This is a genomic window from Streptomyces sp. NPDC101132, from assembly GCF_044759225.1.
Taxonomy (GTDB): domain Bacteria; phylum Actinomycetota; class Actinomycetes; order Streptomycetales; family Streptomycetaceae; genus Streptomyces.
Genome location: NZ_JBIVYX010000001.1, coordinates 825,262 through 850,326, shown reverse-complemented (window position 1 = coordinate 850,326; position 25,065 = coordinate 825,262). Strand labels below are relative to the sequence as shown.

The 25,065-nt window shown below is 72.6% G+C and carries 22 protein-coding genes and 1 pseudogene; 9 read left to right on the top strand and 14 right to left on the bottom strand.

Going from position 1 to position 25,065, the window contains the following annotated elements; all coding sequences use genetic code 11:
* Positions 1-112: 112 nt before the first annotated feature.
* From ACIQUR_RS03795 to ACIQUR_RS03780, 4 genes are all read right to left on the bottom strand, one after another.
* A complete protein-coding gene (locus tag ACIQUR_RS03795; protein WP_403657644.1) occupies positions 113-838 on the bottom strand; it encodes a metallophosphoesterase in 726 nt (241 codons plus the stop codon).
* On the bottom strand, positions 835-1,101 hold the full coding sequence (locus tag ACIQUR_RS03790; RefSeq protein ID WP_403657641.1) for a BON domain-containing protein: 267 nt from the start codon (positions 1,099-1,101) through the stop codon (positions 835-837). Before ACIQUR_RS03790 ends, ACIQUR_RS03795 begins: the two co-directional genes overlap by 4 nt.
* On the bottom strand, positions 1,098-1,712 hold the full coding sequence (locus ACIQUR_RS03785; RefSeq protein WP_403657638.1) for a hypothetical protein: 615 nt from the start codon (positions 1,710-1,712) through the stop codon (positions 1,098-1,100). Before ACIQUR_RS03785 ends, ACIQUR_RS03790 begins: the two co-directional genes overlap by 4 nt.
* An 84-nt stretch (positions 1,713-1,796) precedes the next feature.
* Positions 1,797-2,282 carry an Lrp/AsnC family transcriptional regulator gene (locus tag ACIQUR_RS03780; protein WP_403657634.1) on the bottom strand — a complete coding sequence of 162 codons (486 nt, stop codon included), beginning with the start codon at positions 2,280-2,282 and terminating at the stop codon, positions 1,797-1,799.
* Positions 2,283-2,528: 246 nt separating this feature from the next.
* Here ACIQUR_RS03780 and ACIQUR_RS03775 point away from each other — a divergent pair, with 246 nt between their 5' ends.
* The 7 genes and pseudogenes from ACIQUR_RS03775 (at position 2,529) to ACIQUR_RS03745 (ending at position 11,239) form a co-directional block, all read left to right on the top strand.
* On the top strand, positions 2,529-3,626 hold the full coding sequence (locus ACIQUR_RS03775; protein WP_403657631.1) for a DMT family transporter: 1,098 nt from the start codon (positions 2,529-2,531) through the stop codon (positions 3,624-3,626).
* On the top strand, positions 3,619-4,800 hold the full coding sequence (locus tag ACIQUR_RS03770; protein ID WP_403657628.1) for an aromatic amino acid transaminase: 1,182 nt from the start codon (positions 3,619-3,621) through the stop codon (positions 4,798-4,800). Before ACIQUR_RS03775 ends, ACIQUR_RS03770 begins: the two co-directional genes overlap by 8 nt.
* 18 nt (positions 4,801-4,818) lie before the next feature.
* A pseudogene (locus tag ACIQUR_RS03765) lies at positions 4,819-4,956 on the top strand (TetR family transcriptional regulator); the annotation flags it as partial.
* Positions 4,957-5,475: 519 nt separating this feature from the next.
* Complete coding sequence (locus ACIQUR_RS03760) at positions 5,476-6,570, top strand: sulfite oxidase (RefSeq protein ID WP_403657625.1); 1,095 nt, start codon at positions 5,476-5,478, stop codon at positions 6,568-6,570.
* Positions 6,571-6,585: 15 nt separating this feature from the next.
* The gene (locus ACIQUR_RS03755) at positions 6,586-7,974 is read left to right on the top strand and encodes a rhodanese-like domain-containing protein (protein ID WP_403657622.1); all 1,389 of its coding nucleotides are present in this window, start codon (positions 6,586-6,588) and stop codon (positions 7,972-7,974) included.
* 1,206 nt (positions 7,975-9,180) lie between these two features.
* The gene (locus tag ACIQUR_RS03750; protein ID WP_403657619.1) at positions 9,181-10,674 is read left to right on the top strand and encodes an AlkA N-terminal domain-containing protein; all 1,494 of its coding nucleotides are present in this window, start codon (positions 9,181-9,183) and stop codon (positions 10,672-10,674) included.
* A 64-nt stretch (positions 10,675-10,738) separates the two neighbouring features.
* A complete protein-coding gene (locus ACIQUR_RS03745; protein ID WP_403657616.1) occupies positions 10,739-11,239 on the top strand; it encodes a methylated-DNA--[protein]-cysteine S-methyltransferase in 501 nt (166 codons plus the stop codon).
* 112 nt (positions 11,240-11,351) lie between these two features.
* Here the strand turns inward: ACIQUR_RS03745 and ACIQUR_RS03740 are convergent, their stop codons facing one another.
* Both ACIQUR_RS03740 and ACIQUR_RS03735 read right to left on the bottom strand, forming a co-directional pair.
* Entirely contained in the window at positions 11,352-11,843 is a 492-nt protein-coding gene (locus ACIQUR_RS03740) for an NUDIX domain-containing protein (RefSeq protein WP_403657612.1), read from the bottom strand.
* Positions 11,844-11,955: 112 nt separating this feature from the next.
* Positions 11,956-12,414, bottom strand: a complete 459-nt coding sequence (locus ACIQUR_RS03735) for a MarR family winged helix-turn-helix transcriptional regulator (RefSeq protein ID WP_403657609.1) — start codon at positions 12,412-12,414, stop codon at positions 11,956-11,958.
* Positions 12,415-12,534: 120 nt separating this feature from the next.
* Between ACIQUR_RS03735 and ACIQUR_RS03730 the strand changes: the two genes are divergently transcribed.
* A complete protein-coding gene (locus ACIQUR_RS03730; protein WP_403657606.1) occupies positions 12,535-13,395 on the top strand; it encodes a haloalkane dehalogenase in 861 nt (286 codons plus the stop codon).
* A gap of 191 nt (positions 13,396-13,586) precedes the next feature.
* Here the strand turns inward: ACIQUR_RS03730 and ACIQUR_RS03725 are convergent, their stop codons facing one another.
* Positions 13,587-15,275, bottom strand: a complete 1,689-nt coding sequence (locus ACIQUR_RS03725) for a BCCT family transporter (protein ID WP_403657603.1) — start codon at positions 15,273-15,275, stop codon at positions 13,587-13,589.
* Positions 15,276-15,417: 142 nt separating this feature from the next.
* Between ACIQUR_RS03725 and ACIQUR_RS03720 the strand changes: the two genes are divergently transcribed.
* Positions 15,418-16,566 carry a glycerate kinase gene (locus ACIQUR_RS03720; protein WP_403657600.1) on the top strand — a complete coding sequence of 383 codons (1,149 nt, stop codon included), beginning with the start codon at positions 15,418-15,420 and terminating at the stop codon, positions 16,564-16,566.
* Between the two features lie 416 nt (positions 16,567-16,982).
* On the opposite strand, the gene pssA is transcribed toward ACIQUR_RS03720, so the two are convergent.
* The 7 genes from pssA to ccrA form a co-directional block, all read right to left on the bottom strand.
* The gene (gene pssA, locus ACIQUR_RS03715; RefSeq protein ID WP_399942128.1) at positions 16,983-17,792 is read right to left on the bottom strand and encodes a CDP-diacylglycerol--serine O-phosphatidyltransferase; all 810 of its coding nucleotides are present in this window, start codon (positions 17,790-17,792) and stop codon (positions 16,983-16,985) included.
* Between the two features lie 55 nt (positions 17,793-17,847).
* On the bottom strand, positions 17,848-18,504 hold the full coding sequence (locus ACIQUR_RS03710; protein ID WP_399941050.1) for a phosphatidylserine decarboxylase: 657 nt from the start codon (positions 18,502-18,504) through the stop codon (positions 17,848-17,850).
* Positions 18,505-18,680: 176 nt separating this feature from the next.
* The gene (locus ACIQUR_RS03705) at positions 18,681-19,886 is read right to left on the bottom strand and encodes an acyl-CoA dehydrogenase family protein (RefSeq protein WP_399941052.1); all 1,206 of its coding nucleotides are present in this window, start codon (positions 19,884-19,886) and stop codon (positions 18,681-18,683) included.
* Between the two features lie 2 nt (positions 19,887-19,888).
* Positions 19,889-20,401: a MaoC family dehydratase gene (locus ACIQUR_RS03700; RefSeq protein ID WP_226738650.1), complete on the bottom strand. Its 513-nt coding sequence runs from the start codon at positions 20,399-20,401 to the stop codon at positions 19,889-19,891.
* A 3-nt stretch (positions 20,402-20,404) separates the two neighbouring features.
* Positions 20,405-21,379: an HpcH/HpaI aldolase/citrate lyase family protein gene (locus ACIQUR_RS03695; protein ID WP_399941055.1), complete on the bottom strand. Its 975-nt coding sequence runs from the start codon at positions 21,377-21,379 to the stop codon at positions 20,405-20,407.
* Complete coding sequence (locus tag ACIQUR_RS03690) at positions 21,376-23,436, bottom strand: protein meaA (protein WP_403657594.1); 2,061 nt, start codon at positions 23,434-23,436, stop codon at positions 21,376-21,378. Before ACIQUR_RS03690 ends, ACIQUR_RS03695 begins: the two co-directional genes overlap by 4 nt.
* Positions 23,437-23,466: 30 nt before the next feature.
* Positions 23,467-24,804 (bottom strand): crotonyl-CoA carboxylase/reductase, encoded by a 1,338-nt coding sequence (ccrA, locus tag ACIQUR_RS03685; RefSeq protein ID WP_403657591.1) that lies wholly within the window; start codon positions 24,802-24,804, stop codon positions 23,467-23,469.
* Between the last annotated feature and the right edge of the window lie 261 nt (positions 24,805-25,065).

The window sequence follows — 25,065 nt, the reverse complement described above, 5'->3', positions numbered from 1 at the left end:
CGTGCCCGTGAGGCGCGCGGGTCCCCGTTCGTGCGCTGCCGGCTGCTGTTCCCGGATCTGGTGGGGGAGCCCGCCTCGGGCCGGGGCGCGCGGCCGCCGTTCCCGGTTCCGGTCAGCGTGTGTGCAGGTGGTAGACCGCGAAGGCGCCGCCGATCACCGGCATCGCCACGTTGCGCACCCGCACCCCGCCCTCCGTCATCCCGTGCTCGGTGCCCAGGTGGGCGTGGCCGTGGACCGCGAGGTCCGCGCCCGCCTCGTCCATGGCCTCCGCGAGCAGGTAGCTGCCGAGGAACGGGAAGATCTCCGGGGGCTCGCCGGCCAGTGTGTCCGGCACCGGCGCGTAGTGGGTCAGGGCGATCCGTACGCCGCAGCCCTCCTCGTCCAGTTCGCGCAGCGAGCGGTGCAGGGACCGGGCGCAGTCCCGGCTGTACCGGATGAAGGACTTCATCTCGGGTTCCCCGAAGTCGCTGGCGCAGCGGCCCGCGAAGCCGCCGCCGAAGCCCTTGGTGCCGGCGATGCCGACCGTCGTGCCGTCGGCGTCCAGGCGTACCCAGTCGCCCTCCAGCACGCGTACGCCCGCCTCCGTCAGCACCCGGGACACCGCGTCCTGGGCGTCGCTCTCGTAGTCGTGGTTGCCCAGCACGGCGACCACCGGGACCGGCAGCCCGGCGACCTCGCCCGCCACCACCCGGGCCTCCTCCTCCGTGCCGTGCCGGGTCAGGTCACCGGCCAGCAGCAGTACGTCGGCCTGCGTGCCCAGGCTCTCGAAGGCGGGCCGGAGCAGCCCCTCGGCCCCCGGCGCGAGGTGGATGTCGCCGACCGCCGCCACCCGGATCACGTCAGCTCCTCGGGCCGGTGCGCGGGCCCGTCGGCGCGGGCGGTGCGCAGGTCGTGCCGCCACGGCAGGCCGGCCAGCTCCTCCGCCGCGAGGCCGAGCACGGCTTCCCGGCACGCCTCCGTCGTCACGACGCCCGACAGCAGCACCCCGCCGCCGTGCTGCTCGACGCGCACGCCGAGTTCGGCGATCTCCTCGTGGGCCAGCCGCTCCCGCAGGTGCTCCATGCGGTACCCGAGGAGGCCCGCCCGGTCGAACCCGTTCATGTCGTCGCGCTCCTCGGTCCGATGACGTCCAGGCGTTCCAGCAGGTAGAGGAAGGCGTCGGCGAGCGGCGAGTCCCGGTGCGCCCGGTCGAGCAGCGGCCAGTCGATGCGCTCGCGCAGGGTGCGCGCCATCGGGAGCAGGTCGCCGAAGTCGCAGTAGTGCTCGGTCAGCGCGGCGAGCCGGCTGTCCATCAGGTCGGTGGGGGACAGGACCGGCATCCACACCGAGTCCACCGAGCGCACCTCGGCCCGCTCCAGCAGCTCGGTGCTCACCGGCCGCCGCGCGAGCTCGAAGATCAGGTCGATCTCCTCGCCGCCGGCCCGGCCCTTCAGCAGCCAGTCCTCGGCCGCCCGGCGCATCTCGATGCCGCCGGACTCCAGGGCCTCGACCGCGGCGTCGGCGTCGTCGCGGCGCAGGCAGAAGTCGGTGTCGTGCTGGAAGTTCGCGGGGACGCCGTGCGCGAAGGCGGCGACGCTGCCGGCCAGCGCGAACGGCTTCCCGGTGCCCTTCAGCAGGGCGGCCACATGCTTGGTGATCTCCAGGATCGCCTGGGTGTGGTCACGCGGCAGGGGCCTCCCGACCGAGGCCGGGGACGAGGTTCGCTCCTTCATGCCCCGCCTCCTCCTCGCCGGGCAGTCGACATTTGGAAGATCACACGCCGCGTCTGCCCGGCGGCCCGGTCCTGAAACGCGGCGTCAGCGCGGCCGGGCGGCGGCCGGGCCCGGGGCGGGCTTGGGGTAGGTGAGGGACCGCTTGACGCTGCCGTACGCGAAGCTCGACTCGATCGAGGCGATGCCGGGGATGGCGTGGATCCGGTGCCGCACCAGGGACTCGTACGCCTCCAGGTCCTCGATCACCACGCGCAGCAGGTAGTCGCTGCTCCCGGCCATCAGGTAGCAGTCCTGGATGTGCTCGATGACCGAGACGTGCTCCTCGAACGTACGGACTGCGTCCGCCGTGTGCCGTTCCAGGCGGATGCGGACGAAGACGGTGATCGGCAGTCCGAAGGAGACCTGGTCGACCACGGCCGTGTAGCCGCGGATCAGGCCCGCCTCCTCCAGGCGGCGCACCCGGCGCAGGCACGGGGAGGGGGAGAGGCGGACCCGGTCGGCGAGGTCCTGGTTGGAGAGCCGGCCGTCGGCCTGGAGTTCCCGGATGATCTGGAGATCGACCGCGTCCATCGTGGCTCCTCGGCAGGGCTTCGGGGATTTGGGGGGTTCTCGGGGGCTGCGGAGGGTCTGCGCGTGGTCTGCGGTGGTTCCGGTAGGTTTCCGGCACGGTCCCTGCCGCTTTCCGACGGATCCTTGGCAGATCCTGCCCCAAACGTACGTCCGGGCGGCAGAACTGGCAATCGCCTGCCCCGCTCCACGCCCTAGCGTTGCCGGGTACGGAAAAACCACGGCTCTACGAGGCGGGAGCAGCCTTCCTTGGTCGCGACGAACACCCTGCGGGAACCGGCCGGCGCCGCCGTCCCGGCACCCGGACCGGCCGCCGGCGCCGATGCCGACGCCCCGGCGCCGGGTACGGGCCCCGGCACCGCCGGTGCCGCTCCGGCCGGTGCCGCGTCGGCAGGTGCCGCTCCGGGCGGTGCCGCCCCGGCGCACCCCGGCGCCGACCGCCGCGCGCGGCTGTCCCCGCAGGCCCGCGGCATGGCCGCGCTGCTGGTCACCGTCGCGATCTGGGCCGCCTTCGCGCTCAGCGCCCGCGCCCTCAGCGCCTCGTCCCTGCTCCCCGCCGACGCCGCCCTGCTGCGCTTCGGCCTCCCGCCGCTGCTGCTCGCCCCCGCGCTGTGGCGGCGCCGCCACCGCATCGCCGCGGTGCGGCCGGCGGCCGCCGTGAAGATCGCGTGCGGTGCCGGAGTGCCGTTCTTCCTGGCCGCGATGCACGGCGGCGCCCTGACCTCGGCGGCCTTCGTCGGCTCGCTCGTACCCGGCATGGTCCCGCTCTTCGTGAGCGCTCTGATGGCCGCCCGCGGCCGCGGCCTGCCCCGCGGCACCCAGGCGGCCGGGCTGGCGCTGATCGTGGCGGGTGTGGCGGCCCTGGTCTGGCGGTACGTCGTCCCCGTCGACACCGAGGTGCTGGAGGGCGCGGGCACACTGCTCGTGGCCAGCGGCCTGTGGGCGCTGTACACCGTGGGTCTGCGCGACGTGGACCTCGACCCCGTCGGCTCGATCGGCCTGCTCTGCGTGCCGTCCTTCGCGGTGATCGGCCTGCTGGTCCTCACCGGGGTGCTGCCCACCGGCATCGCCCGTGCCACCGGCGGCGACATCGCGCTGTTCCTGGTGGTGCAGGGTCTCGGCGTCGGCCTGTGCGCGGGCCTCACGTACGCCTACGCCATCCGCCGGCTCGGCGCCGAGCGCGCCTCCGTCGTCGGCAGCCTCAGCCCGGTGGCCGTCGTCCTGCTCGCCATCCCGCTGCTGGGCGAGGCCCCGACCGTCGCCGTCCTGGCCGGCGTGCCCCTGATCACCGCCGGCGTCATCCTCGCCAACCGCCCCCAGCGAAGCAAGGTTTCCGCAGATGCTTGAGCTCCTCCCGCCGCCGCCCGTCGACCCGCTGTGGGACCTCACCGCCGAGTTCGGCGCCGACACCCGGCCCGAGCGCCTCAACCTGGTCCTCGGCGTCTACCGCGACCAGACCGGCGCCACGCCCGTGATGGCCGCCGTCCGCCAGGCCGAGATACGGCTGGCCGAGCGGTCGGACTCCAAGGAGTACCGCGGCCTCTCCGGCAACCTCGCCTTCAACCGCGCCCTGCTGACCATGGTGCTCGGCGCCGAGGGCCCCCGGGAGCGGGCCGCCGCGGTGCAGACCGTGGCCGGCACCGGCGCCCTGCGGCTGCTGGCCGACCTGGCCGGCCGGAGCCGCCCGGGCGGCACCGTGTGGATCAGCGACCCCGCGTACGTCAACCACCGGCCGATCCTGGAGGCCGCCGGGCTGAACGTGCGTACGTACCGCTGGCAGGACTCCGGTGACGGCTTCGACACGGCGGCCATGCTGGCCGACCTCGCGGAGGCGCGCCGCGACGACCTCGTACTGCTCCAGGGCTGCTGCCACAACCCCACCGGCGTCGACCCGGCCCCGGAGACCTGGGACGAACTGGCCGCGCTGGCCGTGCGGGAGGGCTGGGTGCCCTTCGTCGACCTCGCGTACCACGGTCTCGGCGACGGCCTGGAAGAGGACCTGCGGGCCACCCGGCTGCTGGCCTCGCGGGTGCCGGAGATGCTGATCGCCGTCAGCTGCTCCAAGAACTTCGGCCTCTACGCGGACCGCACCGGCTGCGCCATCGTCCTCGGCGCCTCCGCCCCCGCGGTCCGGCACGCCGAGACGGCACTCCAGAACGCCGCCCGCACGCTCTACTCGATGCCGCCCGAGCACGGTGCGGCCGTGGTGACCACGGTCCTGGAGGACCCGGGCCTGCGCGTCGCCTGGCGGGCCGAACTGGACGCCATGCGCGGCCGGATCACCGCCAACCGGGCCGACCTGGCCGCCCAGCTGGGCTCGCTGGGCCGCGAGTCGCTGGCGGCCGCCCTCGGCCGTCAGCGCGGCATGTTCTCGATGCTGCCGTTCACCCCCGAGCAGATGCGGCGGCTGCGCGGCGAGTTCGCCATCTACGGCACCACGGGCGGCCGCCTGAACATCGCGGGCCTGCCGGCCCACCGCATCCCGTGCCTGGCCCGGGGCATCGCGGCGGTGTCCGGCTAGGGCACCGCCGGCGCGGGTCAGACGAGGGCCGCGACCGCCGCCGCGGACGGTCCTCGCGCCCGGGCCACCGCCCTGGCCCGCACCTACCTCGACCACGCCGCCCGCAACCCGGCGGTGTACGACGGGGCCCTGTTCCAGCCTGCCGGCCCCCTGGCCACCCACCCCGGCGCGCGCGGCCAACTCGTCGGGATCCGCTTGTCGTTGGCTGACGTCGAACGACGGAATGCGCGCCCGCGGCGGCCGTCCCTCGGGCTGCGGACAAGACAGTCCCCGGCAGGTTTGCCGGACCATGAGGCATCCGCCGTCGCCGATGGCTCCCGTGGTCGGCAGCGTCTGCCGGGGGCCTGGCCAGAGCCTGGAAGAAAGTCACGCGGGCCACTGGACGTCTCCAGCAGGCGGTGTGGCTCTATCCGGTATTCCGGTGTACTGCCGAGTGTCCTCCTGATTCAGGCCCAGTCAAGGGGTTTGGAGTGATTTATTCAGGTTTGGGGTGGGTGCCCGGCGGGCTGGGGGAGCGGCGGGGCCGGACCCCGCCGGATGCCCCCGCACCCCTGACCGGCACCGGGGCGTGCCCGTGAGGGCGCCGGCAGCACGGGCGGCCCCCGTACGCCCCCGGACGTAGACTGGGAGGGATCCGCGTCCCACCCGCGAGTCGGGCCTACGGGAGGCGCCGCCATGACGGCACGCCCTGTTCCCCCCGGGTCCGGTGCCACCGCCTGGGCACCGGAGACGGTCACGGACGCCCCGTACAACGCGCAGACCCCCGCGGCCGCCCTGGCCGAGCCGCTGACACCGGCCGGCGCCCTCTTCGTCCGCGAACACTTCGGCGTCCCCCGCACCGACCCCGCCACCTGGCGGCTCCGCCTCGACGGCGCCGTGGCCCACCCCCTCACCCTCGGCCACGCCGACCTGCTCGTCCTCCCGCACCGCGAACTCGACGTGCTCCTGGAGTGCGCCGGGAACGGCCGCACCCTCATGAGCCCCCTCCCGCCCGGCCTCCCCTGGGGCCAGCGGGCCGTCGGCTGCGCCCGCTTCGCCGGCGTCCCCCTCGCCGCGCTCGCCGCCCGGGCCGGCATCCACCCCCGCACCGTCGAGATCGTCTTCACCGGCGCCGACTCCGGCACCGTCCACGGCCGCCCCACCGCCTTCGAGCGCAGCCTCCCGCTCGCCGCCGCCCTCCACCCCGACACGCTCCTCGCCACCCGCATGAACGGCGAACCCCTCACCCCCGAGCACGGCGCCCCCGTACGCCTCGTCGTCCCCGGCCGGTACGCCGTCGCCGACGTCAAGTGGCTGGCCGGCGCCCGCGCCGTGACCGAGCCGTTCACCGGCGTCTTCCAGGCCGAGGAGTACGTGTACACCGCCTCCCGCGGCACCCCCGAAGGCCCCGTGACCACCCTCCGCGTGAAGTCCCTCATCACCGCCCCGGAACCGGACACCGCCCTCCGCCGCGCCCACGAGGCACTGGTCACGGGCCGCGCCTGGACCGGCGGCGGCATCCCCGTCCGCCGCGTCGAGGTACGGGCCGTCCCCCTGGAGGACCCCGACGCCCCGCTCGCCCCCTGGCACGAGGCCGCCCTCGAACCACCCGCCGGCCCCTACGCCTGGACCGGCTGGACCCACCGCTGGACGCCCGAACGTCCCGGCCCGTACCGGCTCCAGTCCCGCGCCACCGACGCGGACGGCCACACCCAGCCGCCGCATGCCCCCTGGAACGCCCACGGCTACGGCTGCAACCCGGTGGCGGGCGTGGACGTGGTCGTCGTATGAGAGCCCGGTGCCGCGATGAGCCAGATCGAGATCATGACCACCGCCTCCCTCGGCGACACCAGCTACCTCCTCGTCAGCGGTGACGAGGCCGCGGTGGTCGACCCCCAGCGCGACAGCTGGGAGATGCTCGCCGCCTGCGCCTCCCGCGGCGTGCGGATCAGGTACAGCCTCGAAACCCACGTGCACAACGACTACCTCTCCGGCGCCTTGGAGGTCCGCGCCGCCACCGGCGCCACCATCGCCGGGCCCGCCCGCGCCCCGTACGCCTTCGAGCACCTCGGCCTCGCCGAGGACGACGAGATCCGCGTCGGCGACGTCACCCTCCGCGCCATGGAGACTCCGGGACACACCGCCGAGCACACCGCCTACCTCGTCTACGAAGACGGAAACGGGGGCAATGCCGGCGACCGCGACGGCTACCGCGACCGAGCGGGCCCGGCCCCCAGCGCCGTCTTCACCGGCGGCAGCCTGCTCGTCGGCACCGCCGGCCGCACCGACCTCTCCGGCGCCTCGCACACCGAGGAACTCGCCCGCGCCCAGTACCGCTCCCTGCGCCGCCTCGCCCTGCTCCCCGACACCACCCGCGTCCTGCCCACCCACGGCGCCGGCAGCTCCTGCTCCGCCGGCCCCGCCGCGACGGAACGCACCACCACCGTCGGCGCCGAACGCCACGGCAACCCGGCGCTGACCGCCCGGGACGAGGAGCACTTCGTACGGGACCGGCTCGGCCTCCCGCCGTACCCCGCCTACTACCACTACATGGCACCCGTGAACCGGTCGGGACCCCCGGTGCTCGGCGGCCCGCCCGCGCCCCGGCCGCTCAGCCCCACCGTGGTCGAGGGCCTGGCCGGCGGCGGCGCGCAGGTCGTCGACGCCCGCGACCGGGCCGCCTTCGCCGCCGGCCACCTGCCCGGATCCGTCTGGGACGAACTGGACGACCGTTTCGCCGGCCTGGTCGCCGAGGTCGTCCCCTTCGGAGCCCGGCTGGTGCTCGTCCTGCCCGAGCCCGCCGAGGAAGCCTGGTACGAGGCGGTACGCCAACTCCTGCGCATCGGTTACGAGAACGTCGCCGGCCACCTCGCGGGCGGCACCGACGCCTGGGCCGCGGCCGGCCGCCCGCTCCGCTCCTTCCGCACTGCCGACGCCTCGGAACTGGCCGGCCGGCTCACGGAACTGCGCGTGCTCGACGTACGCCCCGAACGCCCCGAGGGCGGCATCCCCGGCACCCGCGCCATCCGCCTGGCCGACCTGCCGCGGCGGCTCGGCGACCTGCCGCGCGACCGGGAGATCTGGACGGTCTGCGGCAGCGGCCGCCGGGCGACCATCGCCGCCAGCCTGCTGGACCGGGCGGGCATCCCCGTCACGGCCGTGACGCGCGGCGGCGTACGGGACCTACCCCGATGATCTTGGCGCATCGCGCCATCTGCGGAGACCTGAGGCGGTGTCGGGGAGGTGGACGGAGGGCGGCATCACCGGGTCCGGTCTCATGGGAGGTGGAGGTATCTGGGGCCGTCCGCCGACCGAGGGTTTCCGGGCCGGGGCACCCTGTCAAGGGCGCTCCGCTGCGCTCCGCGTCGCCTGCGGCGATTCCACTTCGTTCCACCCTTGACAGGGCACCCCGGCCCGGAAGGCAAAGACCTCGGCGGACAACCCCAGGAAAGACGCCCAGGGGGACACCTCATGCACTCCGGTACCGGGTGCGTGCCCCCGGCACCGGGGTCCGGCCCCGCCCCAAGGGGCGGACGCACCACCGTCCGTAGGCCCCCTGCCCGTCTCAGCGGCCTCCGGGCCGGTCGTGCCCCTTCATAAGCCGCCCACGATCGCTACGCGCTCCTCTCGTCTCGGCGACAGACGGCCGTCTCGGGCCGGGAAGAGATAGGAGTCAGAGATGATCCGGATCCAGTGTCCATGTGCCGCAACTGGCGGGCGAGGACGGCCCGTAGGCCGCCGAGACGAGAGCAGCACGCGGCCGTCGTGGGCGGCTTGTGTCTCACCACGACCGCCCCGTCGGCCGCTGACACGAGAGAAGCGCGTAGTGGTCGTTGGCGGCCTATGTCCGGCCCAAGACGGCCCGTCCGCCGCCATGAGGCAGGAGCGCGTAGCGATCGTGGGCGGCTTATGAAGGGGCACAGGCGGCCCGGAGGCCGCTATGCCGAGTGGAGGGCCTACGGACGGTGGTGCGTCCGCCCCGTGGGGCGGGGGTCCATCCCGCCGCCGGGCACGCTCCCATGGCCACCGGCCGGCTCTCGGCCTTGCCCCCTGACCGTCCCTCCTGGAGCCTCCCGCCACTCGTCGTACCCCCGGGGCGGGGTGGGCGGTCAAGGGTGGAACGAAGTGGAATCGCCGAAGGCGACGCGCAGCGCAGCGGAGCGCCCTTGACGGGCCGCCCCGCCCCGGAAACACCCTCAAGTGGCGGGTGGCTCCAGGAACCCATCCAAGACAGGGCCGCTGCGGATGCCCCCGGCCCACCCCCGAGCCGCCCCCCTCCCCGGTACGCCCCCGCCCCGGCCCCCCCGACACCCCCACCCCCCGAAGCCCGCGGCGCGCCCCCGCAATCTTGATGTCGGAAAATCGCCAGCCCGCCCGCGTCCCGTGACCGAAGCTTGAGGCATGCACACCGATACCGAGCGCTGCGTGCGCGCCGTGCAGTCGAAGGACGCGCGGTTCGACGGATGGTTCTTCACCGCCGTCCTGACGACCCGCATCTACTGCCGCCCCAGCTGCCCGGCCGTGCCCCCCAAGGTCGAGAACATGACCTTCCTGCCCAGCGCCGCGGCCTGCCAGCAGGCCGGTTTCCGGGCCTGCAAGCGGTGCCGGCCCGACACCAGCCCCGGCTCGCCCGAGTGGAACGCCCGCGCCGACGCCGTGGCACGCGCCATGCGGCTGATCCGGGACGGTGTCGTCGACCGGGAGGGCGTACCGGGCCTGGCGGCCCGGCTCGGGTACTCGACCCGGCAGATCGAGCGCCAGCTCAACGCCGAGCTGGGCGCGGGGCCCCTGGCCCTGGCCAGGGCCCAGCGGGCCCAGACGGCGCGGCTGCTCATCGAGACGTCGGAGCTCCCGATGGCGGACGTGGCCTTCGCGGCCGGCTTCTCCTCCATCCGCACCTTCAACGACACCGTCCGCGAGGTCTTCGCCCTCTCCCCGAGCGAGCTGCGCGCCCGCGCCGCCCGGCGGCCCGCCCGCGGCGGGCGCGCCGCTGGTGACCCGCCGGCCCCCGGCGTGCTCTCGCTGCGGCTGCCGTTCCGTGCGCCACTCAACCCCGACAACCTCTTCGGGCACCTGGCCGCCACCGCCGTCCCCGGCGTCGAGGAGTGGCGCGACGGCGCGTACCGCCGCACCCTGCGCCTCCCGTACGGCACGGGGGTCGTGGCGCTGTCGCCCCGCCCCGACCACATCGCCTGCCGGCTGGCACTGACTGACCTGCGCGACCTGACGATCGCCATCAGCCGCTGCCGCTGGATGCTCGACCTCGACGCCGACCCCGAGGCGGTCGACGCGCAGCTGCGCACCGACCCGCTGCTCGCCCCGGTGGTCGACAAGGCCCCCGGGCGCCGGGTGCCGCGTACGGTCGACGCGGCGGAGTTCGCGGTACGGGCGGTCCTCGGCCAGCAGGTGTCCACGGCCGCGGCCCGTACCCACGCGGCCCGGCTGGTCACCGCGCACGGCGAGCGCGTCGCGGACCCGCACGGCGGCCTGACCCACCTCTTCCCCTCCCCGGAGGCGCTGGCCGCGCTGGACCCCGAGGCCCTGGCGCTGCCGAAGAGCCGCCGCACCACGCTCACGACCCTGGTCGGCGCGCTCGCCGACGGCTCGCTGCCCCTCGGCATCGACAGCGACTGGGAGAGCGCCCGCGCCCGGCTGGCCGCCCTGCCCGGCTTCGGGCCCTGGACGGTCGAGGTGATCGCGATGCGCGCGCTGGGCGACCCCGACGCCTTCCTCCCCACCGACCTCGGCGTCCGCCGCGCGGCCAAGGGCCTGGGCCTGCCCGCGACCCCGGCCGTGCTGACGGCCCGCGCCGCGGGCTGGCGGCCCTGGCGGGCGTACGCCGTGCAGTACCTGTGGGCCACCGACGACCACGCCATCAACCGCCTGCCGGGCTGAGCCCGGGGCCCCGGAGGCCCCCGCCGCCCGTGAGACGCTGGACGAAGAACGAGGAAAGACACCCATGGACCGCATGCACACCGTCATCGACAGCCCCTACGGGCCGCTCACCCTGGTCGCCACCGAGGGCACGCTCAGCGGCCTCTACATGACCGGGCAGCGGCACCGCCCGCCGGAGGAGTCCTTCGGGGCGCGGGCCGCCGACGACGAGGAGCCGTTCCCCGAGGTGGTGCGCCAGCTGGCCGGGTACTTCGCCGGCGAGCTGACCTCCTTCGACCTCGCGCTGCGCATGGAGGGCACGGAGTTCCAGCGCAGCGTCTGGGACCAGCTGAAGGAGATCCCGTACGGGGAGACCTGGTCGTACGGCGAGCTGGCCGCGCGCCTCGGGAAGCCGAACGCCTCGCGTGCGGTGGGCCTGGCCAACGGGAAGAACCCGATCGGCATCATCGTGCCCTGCCACCGGGTGATCGGGGCGTCGGGCGGCATGACCGGCTACGGCGGCGGCATCGACCGCAAGCAGCGGCTGCTCGCCTTCGAGAGCGGTGCGGAGGCCGCCCTGTTCTGAGCGGGACCGAGGGTCGGGGCCGGTGCCGTGCCGGTTCGGCGCGGGCCGCCCTCTCCTCAGCCCGCCGCTCCCTCCTCAGCCCACCGCCCTCTCCTCAGCCCGCCGCCCCTCCTCAGCCCACCGCCCGCCCGTACTCCAGCTCGACCGGGCCCGTGCCCCGCTCCGCGGCCTCGTACGCCGCCTCGATGCGCAGGCCGAGGGAGCCGGGCAGGTACGTGGTCAGCTCGGTCGGCGGCACCAGCTTCCAGGAGACCAGCTCCTCCTCCTGGAGCCGGACCGCGGCCAGCTGCTCGCGGTCCAGCACCCCGCCGTCGTACACGTACGCCACCAGCGGCGGCCGGCCCGGTCCCGGCACCCAGTCCACCGCGAGCAGCCGCCCGAGCGGGAGGTCGAGGCCGATCTCCTCGGCGGTCTCACGGCGGGCCGCCTGCCGAGGGGACTCGCCGCGGTCGGACTCGATGGTGCCGCCCGGCAGCGCCCAGCCCTCCCGGTAGTTGGGCTCGACGAGGAGGACGCGCCCCTCGGCGTCGCGGAAGAGCGCGGCGGCCCCGGCCAGCACGCGGGGGAGCGAGGCGATGTACGCGGCGTAGTCAGTCGTGGTCACGGGCGACAGCCTAGGGTCTGCCGGCTCCGGCTCCCGCCGTCCGGCCGGCCCATGTCCGGAGGTCTGCCGCCGCGCCCCCGCCGCGCCCCCGTCACGGCCCCGCCGCGCCCCGCTACGGCATGTCCTCCTGGCCGTGATGGTCCGCCAGGACCGTGAGCAGCCGTACGAGTTCGGCGCGCTCCGCCGGTGCGAGCGGGGCCAGCAGTTCGTCCTGGGCCGCGGCCAGCAGTGTGTCGAGCCGGTGCAGCCGCTCGGTGCCCGCGGCCGTGACGCTGATGACGTTGCGCCGGCGGTCGGCGGGGTCGGGGGCGCGTTCCACCAGTCCGCGGGCGCTCAGTTCGTTGATCACCGCGACCAGGTCGCTGCGGTAGACGCGGGTGCGGCGGCTCAGTTCCGCCTGGCTGGCCGGGCCGCCCTCGTTGAGTGCGGCGAGGACGGCGTAGTGCCACTTGCGGGCCTCCTCGCCGGCCAGGGCCTCGCCCACCAGCCGGTCGGCGTGGCCGGTGGCGAGGGAGAGCAGCCTGCTGGGCAGGGCCCGCAGCCGGGCGGGGGTCCCACGGGTACCGGTCATGCGCGCCATCCTAGCCCTTGCGTTAGTGCCACTAACCATCTACTTTCATTAGTGCGACGAACGTTAGTCGCGCTACCGATATTGCTCCCGCTGGACCCGACTCCGTGAAGGACGGCCGCCATGCCCGAGATCCAGGTGCTCGACTCGACCCTCCACTACGAGGACCGCGGGACCGGAGTCCCGTTCGTCTTCCTGCACGGCAACCCCACCTCCTCCCACGTCTGGCGCAACGTCCTGCCCGGCCTCACCGGCCACGGCCGCCTCCTCGCCCCCGACCTGATCGGCATGGGCCGATCCGGCAAGCCCGACATCGGCTACACCTTCGACGACCACTCCCGGTACCTCGACGCCTGGTTCGACGCCCTCGGGCTGACGGACGTGGTCCTCGTCGGGCTCGACTGGGGCGGGGCGCTCGCCTTCGACTTCGCCGCCCGCCACCCCGGGCGGGTCCGGGGCGTCGCGTTCATGGAGACGATCCTCCGGCCGATGACCTGGGACGAGTACCCCGCGGCGGCCCGCGACCGCTTCCAGGCCTTCAAGCGGCCGGGGGAGGGGGAGGAGCTGGTCCTCCACCGCAACGTCTTCCTCGACTCCTTCGCCCAGACCGTCCTCACCGGCCTGGCGGAGGAGGACTGGGACGTCTACCGCGCCCCCTACCCGACCCCCGAGAGCCGCCGCCCGCTGCTCCAGTGGCCGCGCTCGATGCCCGTGGGCGGCGACCCGGCGGACGTGATCGCCCGCGTCGAGGCGTACGACGAATGGCTCGCGGCCAGCACCGAGGTGCCGAAGCTGCTGCTGACCTTCGACGGATCCAAGGCCCTCATGATCGGCCCCGAGCTGACCGACTGGTGCCGCGAGAACGTCGCCGCCCTGGAGGTCGTGCCGTGCGGCGCCGCCTCGCACCAGGCCCCGGAGGACCGCCCGGAGGAGATCGCGGCGGCCCTCGCGGCCTGGTCGGCCCGGCACGGCCTGGGCGGCTGAGCGGTGAAGGCCGACGCGGTCGCCGCCACCGCCCACATCGCCCCGTACACCCCGTTCCCGGTGGGCGACGGCACCGCATCCCGGCGGGCCGGCGCCGCGTCCCGGCGGGCCCGGCGCCGCGGCCCGCCGCGGCCCGCCGGGGATCGCCGGGAAGCCCTGGCAGCGCGTAGTCCACGGCGCCCGGGCCGCCCCTACTCCTCCCGGTCCCGGCGCGACTCCGCCACCCGCCGCAGCCGGGGGTGCCGGGCCTGGCCCTGCTCCGTGATCGCGTCGCCCACCATGGCCCGTACCGCGTCCCGCAGCCCGTGCAGCGCGTGGTGCCTGGCCGGTCCGGCGCCCGGGTCCGCCCGCAGCTCCTTCACCAGCGCCCAGCACAGCAGCAGCATCACCACCACGAACGGCAGCGCCACCAGGATCGTGGCCGTCTGGAGGGACTTCAGCCCGCCCGCGACCAGCAGCACCGCCGCGACCGCCGCCATCAGCACGCCCCAGGTCACCACCAGCCAGGTCGGCGGGTGCAGCGAACCCCGGCTGGTCAGCGAGCCCATCACCAGCGAGGCCGAGTCCGCGCTGGTCACGAAGTACGTCATGACCAGCAGCATCGCGACCCACGAGGTCAGCGTGCCGAGCGGCAGCGCGTCCAGCATCGCGAACAGCGAGGCCTCCGCCCCGTCCGCGACCTTGGCGCCCAGGTCGGCGGCGCCCGTCGAGTCCAGCCGGATCGCGGTGCCGCCCATCACGCAGAACCAGATCACCGTCGCCCCGCTCGGCACCAGCAGCACCCCCACCAGGAACTCCCTGATGGTCCGGCCCTTGGAGATGCGGGCGATGAAGGTGCCGACGAACGGCGCCCACGACAGCCACCACGCCCAGTAGAAGATCGTCCACGCGCCCAGCCACTCGCTGTCCGTGAAGGCCCCGGTCCGCGTGGCCATCGGCAGCAGCTCGTGCAGGTAGCCACCGACGCTCGCCGGGATCACGTCCAGGACGTACACCGTCGGCCCCAGCAGGAACACGAACAGCATCAGCGCGGCGGCCAGCACGATGTTGATGGTGCTCAGCCACTTCACGCCCTTGTGCAGGCCGGAGAAGGCCGAGAGCACGAACGCGGCCGACAGCGACACGATGATGACCAGTTCGAGGCCGGTGGAGGCCTCGACCCCGGTGGTGATGTTCAGCCCCTCGGCCACCTGGAGCGCGCCCAGGCCCAGGCTGGTCGCGGTGCCGAAGACGGTGGCGAAGACCGCGAGCAGGTCCACGGCCTTGCCAGGCGCGCCGTTCGCCCGCCGCTCGCCCATCAGCGGGACGAACGCCGAGCTGAGCCGGTTGCCGCGGCCCTTGCGGAAGGTCGCGTACGCCAGGGCCAGGCCCGCGATGCCGTAGATCGCCCAGGGGGTGAGCGTCCAGTGGAAGAAGGAGTACTCCAGGGAGGCCAGGGCCGCCCCGCCGGTGCGCGGCGCCGCTCCGGAGGCAGGCGGCGGGGCCAGGTAGTGCGTGAGCGGCTCGCCGACGCCGTAGAACATCAGGCCGATGCCCATGCCCGCGCTGAACATCATCGCGATCCAGGCGAGGTTGCCGAACTCCGGCTCCGAGCCGTCCGCGCCGAGCCGGACCCGGCCGAACCGGCTGACCGCCAGCACCACGCACATCACGAGGAAGACGTCCGCGGCGATCACGAACAGCCACGCGAAATTGGAGAGCACCCAGTTCAGCGCCGTGCCCGACGCGGTGTCGAAGGACCCCTTGGCCAGCGCCGCCCAGGCGACCACCGCCAGCACCGCGATCACCCCGACCGTCACGACGGTACGGTCGGGGGAGTCCCCTCCGGGGTCCCCGGGCGGCGTGTCCGGAGGTGCCTGTTCCAGTGAATCCGTGCTCATGCGGCCCCACTATGGGGGTGAATATCACCATTTTTTGGCGTGGCACGCCGTGTGTGGCCCAGGCCACCCATGGGCATAGGAGGATCCTCCGGATACCCTCGGGGTGGCGCGACTGCACGTTCGATAGCAAGGGATAAGCAAGGTGACGGACGGGGCAGTAACTGAGGCCGCGCGCGTGCTCATCGCCGCGGACAAATTCAAGGGCTCGCTCACGGCCGTGCAGGTCGCGGAGCGGGTGACGGCGGGCCTTCGCAAGGCCGTACCCGGCGTGGAGGTCGAGACCCTCCCCGTCGCGGACGGCGGCGACGGCACGGTCGCGGCCGCGGTGGCGGCCGGTTTCGAACGCCGGGAGGTACGGGTCACCGGCCCCCTCGGCGAGCAGGTCACGGCCGCCTTCGCCCTGCGCGAGGGCACCGCGGTGGTCGAGATGGCCGAGGCCTCGGGCCTCCAGCTGCTCCCCAAGGGCGTCTTCGCCCCGCTCACCGCCACCACCTACGGCTCCGGCGAGGTGCTCAAGGCCGCCCTCGACGCGGGCGCCCGCACGATCGTCTTCGGAGTCGGCGGCAGCGCCACCACCGACGGCGGCGCGGGCATGCTCGCCGCCCTGGGCGCCGTCTTCCTCGACGCGGACGGCAAGCCGGTCGGCCCCGGCGGCGGCGCCCTCGCGGACCTCGCCTCGGCGGACCTGTCGGGCGTCGACCCGCGCTTCGCGGACGTGGACTTCGTCCTGGCCAGCGACGTCGACAACCCGCTGACCGGCCCCAAGGGCTGCGCCGCCGTGTACGGCCCGCAGAAGGGCGCCTCGCCGGCGGACGTCGCGACGCTCGACGCGGCCCTCGGCCACTACGCCCAGGTGCTGGAGAAGGCGATCGGCCCGAAGGCCACCGAGCTGGCCGCCTCCCCGGGCGCGGGCGGCGCCGGCGGCATCGGCTACGGCGCGCTGCTGCTCGGCGCGAGCTTCCGGCCCGGCATCGAGCTGATGCTGGAGGTGCTGGGCTTCGCCCCCGCCCTGGAGCGCGCCACCCTGGTCATCACCGGCGAGGGCTCCCTCGACGAGCAGACCCTGCACGGCAAGGCCCCGGCCGGCGTGGCCGCCGCGGCCCGCGCCGCCGGCAAGGAGGTCGTCGCGGTCTGCGGCCGCCTGCTGCTCACCCAGGACGCCCTCCAGGCCGCCGGCATCCGCCGCGCGTACCCGCTCACCGAGGTCGAGCCGGACACGGCGAAGTGCATCGCGAACGCGGGCCCGCTGCTGGAGCAGGTCGCGTCCAACATCGCGGGCGACGTCCTCTAGGCAGCGGTACGCGCCGGGTTGGGCACCCGCACGCGCCAGGGCCCCGTACCGGATCCGGTACGGGGCCCTGGCGCGTCCCGGGCAGCTTCGGCCCCCTCCTGGGGTACGCGCAGCTCGACTCCCTGGATTTCCGGCGGGATGACGGACAGTAAACTGACGGTCACTTGATGTCGCGGCCACCCGGCGCGGCATCGGTCCGTTTCGTGCACGACGGGAGCCGCGGATGAACGCCTGGGCCTGGGTCGGCGTCGGGGCGGCCGTGTGGTGTGTGCTGTCGGTGCTGGCGGCCGCCCTGTACGCCTACGGCCGCACCCGGCAGAAGCGCGGCCGCCCGTAGCAGGGGAGCCCGCACGGCGAAGGGCCCGGACGCCTGAACGGCGTCCGGGCCCTTCCCGGTACTGCGAGCGAGCGCAGCGCTACGGCTGCGGGACCTTCACAGGCTCCGCCGCACCCGCGCCGGCGCGGGCCTCGCGGCGGTTGTGCCGGAAGGTGTTCACCCGGCGGGTGGTGGCGAACAGCGGGATGGTCGCCGCCATCACGATCTGCAGCGCACAGCCGGTCTGGAGCAGCATCTGGCCGCCCGGGGCGTCGAACGCCCAGGCCGCCAGCATGCCCATCGCGCCGACGATCCAGCTGAGCATCGCCACCGCGAGGACACCCCGCGGCTTGGGGTACTCGACCCGGCTCACCATCAGCCAGGCCACCCCGATGATCGCGAGGAGGGTCGGGACGAACGGCAGCTCCAGCAGCACGATGGAGACCACCGTGAGCGCGCCGAAGGGGCTCGGCATGCCCTGGAACATGCCGTCCTTCATGGTGACGCAGCTGAATCTGGCCAGCCTGAGGACCACGGCGAGGAGCACCACGATCGCCGCGAGCGCCGACACCCGCTGGTGCGCGTCGTCGGCGACCATGCCGTAGACGAGCACGAAGTACGCGGGGGCCAGGCCGAAGCTGATCAGGTCCGACAGGTTGTCCAGCTCCGCGCCCATGGGCGAGCTGCGGAGCTTGCGCGCCACCAGCCCGTCACACAGGTCGAAGATCGCGGCCAGCAGCATCAGTATCACCGCGGTGGCGGCGCTGTGACGGGCCATGCCGGACTCGTCGCTGCCGGTCAGGTGCGGGATCAGGATGCCCGTGGTGGTGAAGTACACCGCCATGAAGCCGCAGGTCGCGTTGCCGAGGGTGAGGGTGTCCGCTATCGACAGACGCAGCGAGAGGGGCATCTCCTCGCTGTCCTCCTCCTCGGCCTCCGGAACCCAGCCGGCCGGGGTCTCGTGATCAGTCACGGTCAATTCGAGTCACCCCTGCCGTGGTGGCCTGGCCGACCTCGACCCCGACCTCGACGCCCTCGGGGAGGTAGATGTCGACACGGGAGCCGAAGCGGATCAGGCCGATGCGCTCGCCCTGCTCCACCTTGGTGCCCTGCGGGATGTACGGGACGATGCGGCGCGCGACCGCTCCCGCGATCTGCACCATCTCGATGTCGCCGAGCTCGGTGTCGAAGTGCCAGACAACGCGCTCGTTGTTCTCGCTCTCCTTGTTGAACGCCGGGACGAATCCGCCGGGGACGTGCTCGACCGACGTCACCGTGCCCGCGAGGGGCGCACGGTTGACGTGGACGTTCAGCGGGCTCATGAAGATCGCGACCCGGGTCCGGCCGTCCTTCCACGGCATGATGCTCTGCACCACACCGTCGGCGGGCGAGATCACGCGGCCCGGCGCGATCTCGCGCTCGGGGTCGCGGAAGAACCACAGCATGCCCGCCGCGAGAGCGGTGGTGGGCACGGCCACCGCGGCCCAGCGTCCGGACTTGCGGGCCCGGGTGAGGCTGAGTGCCGCGGTGGCAACGGTCGGCAGAAGCCACGGCGATGCTCCGCGCGCGAGGCGTACGCCGAGTCGGCTGTCGCGAGGTGCAGAGGTTTGGCTGTGGGGCATGGATGACCTTCGTAGCGGGTGATTGCCGCGCCGCAAACGGGGGGACGGGACGGCGGCTTTACTGGAATGCTATCGGTTGCGCGCAACAACTGGGCAAGCCAGAAGCCGAGTCGATGGCCGGAAGCCAGTGACAGGGTGTGACCCTTTTCGCGGACCTTCCGCTACAAAAGGGACTTTCAGCCCTGGAGCTTGTACTCCTCGAGCAGGCGTCGCCCGATGATCATTTTCTGGATCTCGGCGGTTCCTTCACCGATCAGCAGCATCGGGGCCTCCCGGTAGAGGCGCTCGATCTCGTACTCCTTCGAGAACCCGTAGCCGCCGTGGATGCGGAAGGCGTCCTCCACGACTTCCTTGCAGTATTCGGAGGCGAGGTACTTCGCCATCCCTGCTTCGAGGTCGTTTCGTTCCCCGGAGTCCTTTTTGCGTGCTGCGTTCACCATCATGGCATGAGCGGCCTCGACCTTGGTAGCCATCTCGGCCAGCTTGAACTGAATGGCCTGGTGCTGGGCGATCGGCTTGCCGAAAGTGTGACGCTGCTGGGCATACCCGACACCCAGCTCGAAGGCACGCTGCGCGACACCGCAGCCACGGGCCGCCACGTTGACGCGGCCGACCTCGACTCCGTCCATCATTTGGTAAAACCCTCGGCCGGTGGTGCCGCCAAGGACCCGATTGGCCGGAATGCGCAGTCCGTCCATGATGAGTTCGGTCGTGTCGACGCCCTTGTAACCCATCTTGTCGATCTTGCCCGGGATGGTCAGGCCGGGACGGACCTCACCGAAGCCGGCCTCCTTCTCCACGAGGAAGGTGGTCATCGACTTGTGGGGCGCGGTGCCCTCGGGGTGTCCTTCGTCACTTCGGACGAGAACGGCGACCAGAGTGGACGAGCCGCCGTTCGTCAGCCACATCTTCTGGCCGTTCAGGACGTACTCGTCGCCGTCCTTGACCGCCTTCGACGTGATCGCCGACACGTCCGAGCCCAGGCCCGGCTCCGACATCGAGAACGCGCCGCGGACCTCGCCCAGCGCCATGCGGGGCAGGAAGTGGTCCTTCTGCTCCTGCGTGCCGTGCTGCTTGAGCATGTACGCCACGATGAAGTGGGTGTTGATGATGCCCGAGACGGACATCCAGCCGCGGGCTATCTCCTCGACGCACAGCGCGTAGGTGAGCAGCGACTCACCGAGACCGCCGTACTCCTCGGGGATCATGAGACCGAAGAGGCCGAGCTCCTTGAGCCCGTCGACGATCTGCTGCGGGTACTCGTCGCGGTGCTCCAGCTCGGTCGCGACCGGGATGATCTCCTTGTCCACGAACTCGCGGACGGTCTTGAGGATCTCCTGCTGGACGTCGGTCAGCCCGGCGGTCTGGGCGAGTCGTGCCATGGCTACTTCCCCTGTTCCTTCAGCTGGGGCCGGCCGGGCTGCTCGCCGCCGCGCTCCTTGATGTACGTCTCGGTCGGGACCATCACCTTGCGCCGGAAGACGCAGACGAGGGTGCCGTCCTGCTTGTAGCCCTTGGTCTCCACGTAGACGATCCCGCGGTCGTTCTTCGACTTCGACGGGGTCTTGTCCAGGACCGTGGTCTCGCCGTAGATCGTGTCGCCGTGGAAGGTCGGCGCCACGTGCCGCAGCGACTCGATCTCCAGGTTGGCGATGGCCTTGCCGGAGACGTCCGGCACGGACATGCCGAGGAGCAGCGAGTAGATGTAGTTGCCCACCACCACGTTCTTGCCGAAGTCGGTGGTGTTCTCCGCGTAGTTCACGTCCATGTGGAGCGGGTGGTGGTTCATGGTGAGCAGACAGAAGAGGTGGTCGTCGTACTCGGTGACCGTCTTCCCGGGCCAGTGCTTGTAGACCGCCCCGACCTCGAACTCCTCGTAGGTGCGTCCGAACTGCATGGGTCAGGCCTCCGGGATCTCGAACTTGGTGGTGCGCGTCATGCCGGCGGCGCGGCCCTTGCCCGCGATGACCAGGGCCATCTTGCGGCTGGCCTCGTCGATCATCTCGTCGCCGAGCATCGCGGAGCCCTTCTTGCCGCCCGCCTCGGAGGTGCACCAGTCGTACGCGTCGAGGATCAGCTCGGCGTGGTCGTAGTCCTCCTGGGAGGGGGAGAAGACCTCGTTGGCCGCCTCGACCTGGCCGGGGTGCAGGACCCACTTGCCGTCGAAGCCGAGGGCGGCCGCGCGGCCGGCCACCTCGCGGTACGCGTCCACGTCGCGGATCTGGAGGAAGGGGCCGTCGATGGCCTGGAGGTTGTGGGTGCGGGCCGCCATCAGGATGCGCATCAGGATGTAGTGGTAGGCGTCCGCCGGGTAGCCGGGCGGCTGCATGCCCACGACCAGCGACTTCATGTTGATCGAGGCCATGAAGTCGGCCGGGCCGAAGATGATCGTCTCCAGGCGCGGGGAGGCGGCGGCGATCTCGTCGACGTTCACCAGGCCCTTGGCGTTCTCGATCTGCGCCTCGATGCCGATCTTGCCGACCTCGAAGCCCATGGTCTTCTCGATCTGCGTGAGCAGCAGGTCCAGCGCCACGACCTGCTGGGCGTCCTGGACCTTCGGCAGCATGATGCAGTCGAGGTTCTGGCCCGCGCCCTCGACGACCGTGATCACGTCGCGGTACGTCCAGTGGGTGGTCCAGTCGTTCACCCGCACGACCCGGGTCTTGCCCGACCAGTCGCCGTTGTTCAGCGCGTCCACGATGGTGTGGCGGGCGCCCTCCTTGGCGAGCGGCGCGCAGGCGTCCTCGAGGTCGAGGAAGACCTGGTCGGCCGGCAGTCCCTGGGCCTTCTCCAGGAACCGGGGGTTGGAGCCCGGCACCGCGAGGCAGGAACGGCGCGGACGCAGCCGGTTCACGGGGGAGAGAGGCGTGGTCATGCGGGGACCTCCGAGATTTCGAGGGGGCTGAGCTTGTTCGCTGTGCGGATCTCGTCGACGATACGGCCGATGATCTCCGTGATACCGAAGTCCTTCGGGGTGAAGACGGCGGCCACACCGGCCGCGCGCAGTTCGTCCGCGTCGGCATTCGGAATGATGCCGCCGACGATGACGGGGATGTCGGGCGCCCCCGCCGCGCGCAGCCGCGCGAGCACGTCGGGGACCAGCTCGCCGTGCGAGCCGGACAGGATCGACAGTCCCACGCAGTGCACGTCCTCGGCCAGGGCGGCACTGACGATCTGCTCCGGCGTCAGCCGGATGCCCTGGTAGACCACCTCGAAGCCGGCGTCGCGGGCGCGGACGGCGATCTGCTCGGCGCCGTTGGAGTGGCCGTCGAGGCCGGGCTTGCCCACCAGCAGGCGCAGCCGGCCGGAGCCCAGCTCCTCCGCGGTACGGGCGACCTTCTCCCGGACCTCGGCCAGCGGGGTGCCCGGCTCGGCGGTGACCGCCACGGGGGCCGAGGAGACGCCGGTCGGGGCGCGGAACTCGCCGAAGACCTCGCGCAGCGCCTCCGCCCACTCGCCGGTGGTGACGCCCGCGCGGGCGCACTCCAGGGTGGCCTCCATCAGGTTCTCGTCACCGGCCGCCGCCTCCTTCAGGCGCTCCAGCGCCTGCTGGGTGGTCGGGAAGACGAAGGGGTCGCCCCCGCCCTGGCGGTCGGTGGACTCCTGGCGCTCGGCCTTCCAGCGGCCGATGTCCGCACGCACCTTGGCCTCGACCTTCCCGTCCACCGTCATGATCGCGGTGTCCAGGTCGGCGGTCAGCGGGTTGGGCTCGGTGGTCTCGAAGATGTTGACGCCGACGATCTTCTCCTGGCCGGCCTCGATCCGGGCCCGCCGCTCGGCGTGCGAGGAGACCAGCTGGGACTTCAGGTAGCCGGACTCGACGGCGGCCATGGCCCCGCCCATCTCCTGGATCCGGTCGATCTCGGCCAGGCACTCGGCGACCAGGGCCTCGACCTTGGCCTCGATGACGTGGGAGCCGGCGAAGATGTCCTCGTACTCCAGCAGGTCGCTCTCGTGGGCCAGGACCTGCTGGATGCGCAGGGACCACTGCTGGTCCCAGGGGCGCGGCAGGCCCAGCGCCTCGTTCCAGGCCGGCAGCTGGACCGCGCGGGCGCGGGCGTCCTTGGACAGGGTGACGGCCAGCATCTCCAGGACGATGCGCTGGACGTTGTTCTCCGGCTGCGCCTCGGTCAGGCCCAGGGAGTTGACCTGGACGCCGTACCGGAAGCGGCGCTGCTTGGCGTTCTCGATGCCGTAGCGCTCGCGGGTGATCTGGTCCCAGATGCGGCCGAAGGCGCGCATCTTGCACATCTCCTCGATGAAGCGGACGCCCGCGTTCACGAAGAACGAGATGCGGGCGACCACCTCGCCGAAGCGCTCCTCGGGCACCTGGCCCGAGTCGCGCACCGAGTCGAGCACGGCGATGGCCGTGCACATCGCGTACGAGATCTCCTGGACCGGAGTGGCCCCCGCCTCCTGCAGGTGGTAGCTGCAGATGTTGATCGGGTTCCACTTCGGGATGTTGTTGACCGTGTACGCGATCATGTCCGTCGTCAGGCGGAGGCTCGGCCCGGGCGGGAAGACGTGCGTCCCCCGGGAGAGGTACTCCTTGACGATGTCGTTCTGGGTGGTGCCCTGGAGCTGGGTGATGTCCGCGCCCTGCTCCTCGGCCACCACCTGGTAGAGCGCCAGCAGCCACATGGCCGTGGCGTTGATCGTCATCGAGGTGTTCATCTGCTCCAGGGGGATGTCCTGGAACAGCCGGCGCATGTCGCCCAGGTGGGAGACCGGCACGCCGACCCGGCCGACCTCGCCGCGGGCGAGGATGTGGTCGGGGTCGTACCCGGTCTGGGTGGGCAGGTCGAACGCGACCGACAGGCCGGTCTGCCCCTTGGCGAGGTTGCGGCGGTACAGCTCGTTGGACGCCTCGGCCGTGGAGTGGCCGGCGTACGTCCGCATGAGCCACGGACGGTCCTTCTGGCGCTCTGTCATCTCAGGCTGTCCCTTTGGCCTTTGGGCGTCTCAGACGTTGCGGAAGCGGTTGATGGCGTCGAGGTGCTTGGCGCGCAGTTCGTGGTTGCGCACGCCCAGGCCCTCCTCGGGGGCGAGGCAGAGGACGCCGACCTTGCCCTGGTGGGCGTTGCGGTGGACGTCGTGGGCCGCCTGGCCGGTCTCCTCCAGGGAGTAGACCTTCGAGAGGGTGGGGTGGATCTTGCCCTTGGCGATGAGGCGGTTGGCCTCCCAGGCCTCGCGGTAGTTCGCGAAGTGCGAGCCGATGATGCGCTTCAGGGACATCCACAGGTAGCGGTTGTCGTACTGGTGCATGTAGCCGGAGGTGGAGGCGCAGGTGGTGATCGTGCCGCCCTTGCGGGTGACGTAGACCGAGGCGCCGAAGGTCTCGCGGCCCGGGTGCTCGAAGACGATGTCGATGTCCTCGCCGCCGGTCAGCTCGCGGATCTTGGACCCGAAGCGCTTCCACTCGCGCGGGTCCTGGGTCTCCTCGTCCTTCCAGAACCTGTAGCCCTCGGCGTTGCGGTCGATGACCGCCTCGGCGCCCATCCTGTGGCAGATCTCGGCCTTCTCCGGGGAGGAGACGACGCAGATCGGGTTGGCGCCGCCGGCCAGGGCGAACTGGGTGGCGTACGAGCCGAGGCCGCCGCTGGCGCCCCAGATCAGGACGTTGTCGCCCTGCTTCATGCCGGCGCCGTTGCGGGAGACCAGCTGGCGGTACGCGGTGGAGTTGACCAGGCCGGGGCTCGCCGCCTCCTCCCAGCTGAGGTGGGCGGGCTTGGGCATCAGCTGGTTGGACTTGACCAGGGCGATCTCGGCGAGGCCGCCGAAGTTGGTCTCGAAGCCCCAGATGCGCTGCTCGGGGTCGAGCATCGTGTCGTTGTGGCCGTCCGAGGACTCCAGCTCGACGGAGAGGCAGTGCGCGACGACCTCGTCGCCCGGCTTCCAGGCGTTGACGCCCGGGCCGGTGCGCAGGACGACGCCGGCCAGGTCGGAGCCGATGATGTGGTACGGCAGGTCGTGGCGCTTGGTGAGCTCGCTGACGCGGCCGTAGCGCTCCAGGAAGCCGAAGGTCGAGAGCGGCTCGAAGATCGAGGTCCAGACCGAGTTGTAGTTGACCGAGGAGGCCATGACGGCCACCAGGGCCTCGCCCGGGCCGAGTTCGGGCACCGGGACCTGGTCGAGGTGGAGGGACTTGCGCGGGTCCTTCTCGCGCGTGGTGAGCCCTTCGAACATCTCCGTCTCGTCCTTGTGCACGGTGATCGCGCGGTACGAGTCGGGGAGCGGCAGGGCCGCGAAGTCTTCGGCCGTCGCGGCCTGCGACTGGATCGCGTCCAGGATGTTCTTCACGGTGGTGCCTCCGGCGAGGGTGCGTCGAGGGAACGCTGAGGGTGGTCCGTTGGAGGTGTGCCGTCGGTTCGGCGGTGCTGTGGTGCGTGAGTGGCGCTGTGGTGGGCGCGTGCGGCCTGGTGACGCAGGCGGTCCGGGGCGCGTTCCGTGCGAGTGGTGGCACGGGCCGCGGGGACGTCCGGACTGACTTCAACGTATGGCACCCCGTGTCACTCGGCAAGGCACTGCGTGCCAAAAGTTTCTCTCAATTGCCGATTGACC